This window comes from Streptomyces pathocidini (genome assembly GCF_001418495.1).
Lineage (GTDB): Bacteria > Actinomycetota > Actinomycetes > Streptomycetales > Streptomycetaceae > Streptomyces > Streptomyces pathocidini.
Map to the genome: position 1 here is coordinate 1 of NZ_LIQY01000409.1, position 5,396 is coordinate 5,396.

Annotated in this window: 6 protein-coding genes and 2 tRNA genes; 1 reads left to right on the forward strand and 7 read right to left on the reverse strand. The window is 73.0% G+C overall.

The genetic code is table 11. From position 1 onward, the window contains the following. The coding region (locus tag AOK16_RS18890; protein WP_055473401.1) for an NADH-ubiquinone oxidoreductase-F iron-sulfur binding region domain-containing protein at window positions 1-1,430 on the forward strand (1,430 nt) is incomplete at its 5' end. A 207-nt stretch (window positions 1,431-1,637) separates the two neighbouring features. Here the strand turns inward: AOK16_RS18890 and AOK16_RS18895 are convergent. The 7 genes from AOK16_RS18895 to AOK16_RS18925 all read right to left on the reverse strand — a co-directional run. After that, window positions 1,638-1,710: transfer RNA gene (locus AOK16_RS18895), tRNA-Ala, on the reverse strand. Between the two features lie 105 nt (window positions 1,711-1,815). Next, a complete protein-coding gene (locus AOK16_RS18900) occupies window positions 1,816-2,049 on the reverse strand; it encodes a hypothetical protein (protein ID WP_055473402.1) in 234 nt (77 codons plus the stop codon). Between the two features lie 3 nt (window positions 2,050-2,052). After that, the gene (locus AOK16_RS18905; RefSeq protein ID WP_055473403.1) at window positions 2,053-2,292 is read right to left on the reverse strand and encodes a hypothetical protein; all 240 of its coding nucleotides are present in this window, start codon (window positions 2,290-2,292) and stop codon (window positions 2,053-2,055) included. 229 nt (window positions 2,293-2,521) lie between these two features. Further along, window positions 2,522-2,594: transfer RNA gene (locus tag AOK16_RS18910), tRNA-Ala, on the reverse strand. Between the two features lie 106 nt (window positions 2,595-2,700). Beyond that, entirely contained in the window at window positions 2,701-3,354 is a 654-nt protein-coding gene (locus tag AOK16_RS18915; protein ID WP_055473406.1) for a histidine phosphatase family protein, read from the reverse strand. Further along, window positions 3,351-3,788 (reverse strand): ribosome silencing factor, encoded by a 438-nt coding sequence (rsfS, locus tag AOK16_RS18920; RefSeq protein ID WP_055473404.1) that lies wholly within the window; start codon window positions 3,786-3,788, stop codon window positions 3,351-3,353. The genes AOK16_RS18915 and rsfS overlap by 4 nt, the downstream gene beginning before the upstream one ends. 133 nt (window positions 3,789-3,921) lie before the next feature. Continuing rightward, window positions 3,922-5,396, reverse strand: a 1,475-nt coding sequence (locus tag AOK16_RS18925; RefSeq protein WP_055473405.1) for an LCP family protein, incomplete at its 5' end; no start/stop codon positions are given.

The following is a 5,396-nucleotide window of genomic DNA, read 5'->3' on the forward strand; positions in this document are numbered from 1 at the left end:
GGGAGCGGCTGGCCGAACTGGCCGAGGCCGTCTCGCTGAACGGCCGCGGCGGCGCGGGCTTCCCGTTCGCCACCAAGCTGCGTGCCGTCGCCAGGAGCGCGATCCGGCGCGGCGTACGCCCCGTGGTCGTCGTCAACGGCAGCGAGGGCGAGCCCGCCTGCCGCAAGGACACCGTGCTGCTGTGCCGCGCCCCGCACCTGGTCCTGGACGGGGCCCTGCTGGCCGCCGAGGCGCTCGGCGCGCGCGGCCTGGTGGTCGCGGTGACCCGGGACTCCACCGAGGCCTCCGTGCGCGAGGCGCTGGCCGAGCGGGGCCTGTCCGACCGGCGCGGCCGGGGCCTGCGGGCGCGCGTGGTCAGAACCCCCGAGCGGATGGTGTCGGGCGAGGCGTCGGCCGTCATCCGGGCCGTGAACGGCGGCCCGCCGCTGCCGCCGGGCCGGCGCACGCGCGCGTCCGACGCGGGCGTGGGCGGCGCCCCGACGCTGCTGTCCAACGCAGAGACCTTCGCCCAACTCGCCGTCGCCGCACGGCTGGGACCGCACCGCTACGGCCACACAGGCCTCACCGACGAGCCCGGCACACTCCTGCTGACCGTCTCCGGGTCCGCGGTCCGCCCCGCCGTCCTGGAGGTGCCCAGCGGCGTGCCGCTGCGCTACGTCCTGGAGCTGTGCGGTGCTCCCCCACTGGCCCAGGGCGTCCTGTCCGGCGGCTACCACGGCGCCTGGCTCGACGCCGCCACCGCCCACGGCGCGATCGTCTCCCGCCAGGCCCTCGCGACGGCGGGCGGCGCCCTGGGGGCGGGCGCGCTGCTGCCGCTGGGTCCCGGCACCTGCCCGCTCGGGGAGTCGCTGCGGGTGGTCAACTGGCTGGCCGCCGAGACGGCCGGCCAGTGCGGCCCGTGCCGGCTCGGGCTGCCCGCCGCCGCGGCCGGTCTCGCCGAGGTGCTGGGCGGGGGCGGCGCGACCGCCCTGGAGGCCCTGCGCCAGGTCGCCCAGGCGGTGCGCGGGCGCGGCGCCTGCAAGCACCCGGACGGCTCCGTGCGGTTCCTCCAGTCCGCGCTCCAGGCCTTCACCGACGACCTCGCCGCCCACGTGCTGGGCGGCGGCTGCGGGCGCCCCACCCTCGGCGTACTGCCGCTGCCTGCGCCGGGGCACCCGGCCCACAGGGTGCGGGGCGTGCCGAGCGGCGAGAAGCTGGCCGTGGACTGGACGCTGTGCGAGGGGCACGGGCTGTGCGCGGGCCTGGTGCCCCAGCTCATCCGGATGGGGCCCGACGGCTTCCCGGCACTCGCCGATACGGCCATCCCCCTACACCTGCGGGGGAACGCCCGGCGGGCGGTACGCCGGTGCCCCGCGCTCGCCCTCCGCCTCGAAGGGGCACCGGCCGAGCAGGAGCCACCCATGGGGAGGGCGCTGCCCCGCGGCCGCTGAACCGTCGAACGCCGGGACCAAGTGAACGCCGTGCCCAGATGAACGCTGGCACCAGATGAACGCCGCGACCAGCGCGATCGGCGTGCTCGCCACCGGTCGCCGCCACGTCCGGTGGCGACCGGCCCGCGCGTGGTCCCGGAAACACGAAGATCCCACCGGATCGATGCGATCTGGTGGGATCTCGTGAACCGCGAGCGGTCCGTCCTGTGGAGCTAAGGAGAATTGAACTCCTGACCTCCTGCATGCCATGCAGGCGCTCTACCAACTGAGCTATAGCCCCAGGTCCTGCTTCCGCCCGGTTCCCCTCGGCGGCGACGCCAACCATACACGGCTCCCCCGGCCCTCCACCAAATCGGCCTCAGGGCGGGCAGGGAGGCGTCCTTGGTCAGGCGGTCGCGAACGAATAGAACCGCTTCAGCGTGCAGTGCTCGTCCAGCAGCCGCCCGTAGATGGGCTCCCCTTCGAGTTCGCGGTACGTCTCGATGGGGTCGCCTTTTATGATCAGCGCCCTCGCGCACTCCTCGCACCAGTACTGGTAGTCGGAGTTGAGCGGCTCCATGTCGCGGACGATCGGAGTGCCGCTCCCGCACCAGTCGCACTTCCGCCTGTGGGCCCCCATCAGTCAGCTCCAGCTGTGGCCGCAGGCCGTGCAGACGTAGGAGATCCCGCCGTTGTCGCCGAGCACCTGCGCGACATGCGCCGACCCGCAGGCCGGGCACTGCAACAGCGCGGGCACGTACGGGAGTTGGGCCTGGTCGACCGGGCAGGTGAAGCGGAGAGCGTACTCGGGCAGCCAGTCGTAGCCCTGCGCCTCGGCAATGTCGAGCAGATCGTTGACCCCCTCGAGAATGCTCGTCGGCATACGTGCTCCCTCTCCCCTCGCGGCCGTTTGATTCTGCCACGGGAAGGCGCCCCGGTCAGCGGGGCCACGCATCTCGTCCGACCGTGATGCAAAAGATCCCGCCCCCTGGTAATAGGGACGGGATCCAGGCGCCGGGGTGCGGAGGTCCCACCCGCGAGGCGGAGCCGAGCAGATACGACAAGAGCGACACGGCTCGCTTATTCGCGAGCACACGCCGCCCTCGTTCTTGTGGAGCTAAGGAGAATTGAACTCCTGACCTCCTGCATGCCATGCAGGCGCTCTACCAACTGAGCTATAGCCCCGCTCTTCTCGGCGCCGAAGCGCTTCGAACGAGAAGAAGCTTAGCCTGTGACCTGCCGGAAAGAGAAATCCGTAGGGCGCGGCCGGAACCGGTGCCCGCGCGGACCCTCAGTCGTCGTCGCCGAGGACCGGCTCCGGCAGCGTGCCCGCGTTGTGCTCCAGCAACCGCCAGCCCCGCGCGCCCTCGCCCAGCACCGACCAGCAGCAGTTGGAGAGCCCGCCCAGCGCCTCCCAGCTGCGCGGCTCGAGACCGATCAGCCGCCCGATGGTGGTGCGGATCGTGCCGCCGTGGCTGACCACGACGAGCGTGCCGCCGTCGGGCAGCCCGTCCACATGGCGCTCGACGATCGGAGCCGCCCGCTCCGCGACCTCGGTCTCCAGCTCGCCGCCGCCGCGCCGCACCGGCTCGCCGCGCTTCCACGCCGCGTACTGCTCTCCGTACTTCTCGACGATCTCCTCGTGCGTGAGCCCCTGCCAGTTGCCCGCGTAGGTCTCGCGCAGGCCCTCGTGGTGCTCGACCTTCAGGCTCGTGACGGTGGCCAGCTCGGCGGCCGTGTCCATGGCGCGCCTCAGGTCCGAGGCGATGATCGCGTGCGGGGCCAGCCCGGCCAGCAGCCGCGCGGCGCGGCGCGCCTGCGCCCGGCCGGTGTCGGTCAGCTCGATGTCCGTGGTGCCCTGGAAACGGCGCTCCAGGTTCCAGGACGTCTGGCCGTGGCGCCACAGGACGATGCGACGGCCCCGGCCGTTCTTCGTGCCGTTCAGAGCAGGTCTCCGTCCAGGTCGTCGGCGGCCTGCCGCTTCGCGTACTCCTCCGCCCTGCCGTGGGTGGCGAGGGCGTCCTCGGGCAGGGCGAGTTGCGGGCAGTCCTTCCACAGGCGCTCCAGCGCGTAGAAGACCCGCTCCTCGCTGTGCTGGACGTGCACCACGATGTCCACGTAGTCCAGCAGCACCCAGCGCGCCTCGCGGTCGCCCTCGCGGCGGACCGGCTTGACTCCCAGCTCCTTCTGGAGCCGCTCCTCGATCTCGTCGACGATCGACTTGACCTGGCGGTCGCTGGGCGCCGAGGCCAGCAGGAAGGCGTCGGTGATCGAGAGGACGTCGCTGACGTCGTACGCGATGATGTCGTGCGCGAGCTTGTCGGCGGCCGCCTGCGCGGCGGCGTTGATCAGCTCGATGGAGCGGTCCGTGGCGGTCACAAGCTGGCTTTCCGGTCGGGGGGCAGGTACTTCTCAAGGGTCTCACGCCGCGCCGACAGGGCCGGACCCGCCGGGGAGCCCGGACCCGCTGGGGAGGCGGGGCCGGACCCTCTGGGATCCGGCCCATGGCCGCCTACCCCTCGTAGTCGCGGCCCAGCACCACCGTCACGTCCGCGTTGGCCGCGCCCCGGCCCTTGGCCACGGCGCTGTCCGGCAGGCCCAGGGTCTTGGCGACCTCCTTGGCCTTCGCCGCCTGCGCCGCGTCGGCGTAGGTGACCTGCGAGGCGGATTGGGCGGCCGGCGCGGTGCCGCCGCCGACGAACGTGTAGCCGCTGTTGAGCAGGGCAACCTGGGCGTTGCTCGCGGCCTTCCTGTCGCCGCTGGCGTTCCGCACGCTGACCCGCGGGGCCGCGTCCGGGTCGGCGTTCTTCACGGTGCCGCCGAGCACGTCCTTGACCATGCTCTTGGCGGTCGCCTCGCTGAGCGTGCCGTCCCCTTCGACGGGCAGCACCGCCGTGTCGTAGGAGCCGTCCTTGGCGCGCTCGGCGAGCCCGGCGAGCGAGGCGCCCAACTGGGCCTCGGTGAGAGAGGGGTCGGGGATCTGGTTGAGGGTCTGCACGGTGGTGGTCGCGGCGTCGGGGTCGCTGGACAGCTTCCGGAGCACGCCGTGCATCACCTGCCCGAACCGTTCCAGCTGCTTGGCCCGCGGCTCACCGCGGCCCAGGTGCGTGGCGTAGGCGACGGCCGCCTGCCCGCCGAGCGTCTGCCCCTTACCTGGCTTGACCAGCGGTTCCTCGCCCTTCTTGGCCCCAAGCACGGTGGTGTCGGCGTCGATCTCGATCCCGCCGACCAGCTCGACCAGGTTCTCCAGGTACGGGGTGTCAAGCCGCCAACTGCCCTTGATCTGCGCGCCGAGCAGGGTGTCGAGGGCGTCGCGGGTGGAGGTGGTGCCCTCGTCCGCGACGGCCTTGCCGAGCGTGGTGCTGCCGCCGTCGTCGGTCGACAGGGCAAGGGTGTTGGGCAGCAGGACGGTGGCGCCCTTGCCGGTGGTCTCGTTGTCCACCAGCAGCGCCGTCGAGCTGCCGCCGCCGCGGGTCTCCCGCAGGTGGACGACGATCACGTCCCGCTTCTGCGGGCCGCCCGCCGCCGAGGAGCCCGTCTCGGTGCCGGGCAGCGCGGGCAGCTTGCCGGCCCACCAGAGGTAGCCGGCCGCGCCCACGAGGGCGAGGACGAGGGCGAGGATCAGCGCGACGACGCGGTTGCGGCTCTTGCGCTTGCGCTCGTCGCGCCGCTCGGAGCGGGTCTCGGCGAACTTCAGCCAGTCGATGACGTCTTCGGACTCCGCGTCCTCCTCCTCGATGAAGGAGAACTGCTCGGTCCGGTAGTCCTCGCCGTGCTGCCGCGACCCGGCGTCGCGCTCCCGCGGCCCGCCCTGCTGGGGCACGTAGGGCTGCTGCTGGGTGCGCTCCCGCACCCCGGTGTCGTACGGGTCGTACGGCTGCTGCGGGATCCAGCCCTGCTGCTCGTCGACCCTCGGCGGGGCCTGCTGGTGGGTCTGCCGGGACGCGTACCGGGGCTTCTGCCGGGGCGGGGCGGGCTGCTGCTGGG

What these genes read in the sequence shown, in the direction of transcription:
- AOK16_RS18900 (WP_055473402.1), bottom strand. Translation starts at nt 2,049, where the DNA reads ATGGGGGCCCACAGGCGGAAGTGCGACTGGTGCGGGAGCGGCACTCCG.
- AOK16_RS18905 (WP_055473403.1), bottom strand. Translation starts at nt 2,292, where the DNA reads ATGCCGACGAGCATTCTCGAGGGGGTCAACGATCTGCTCGACATTGCC.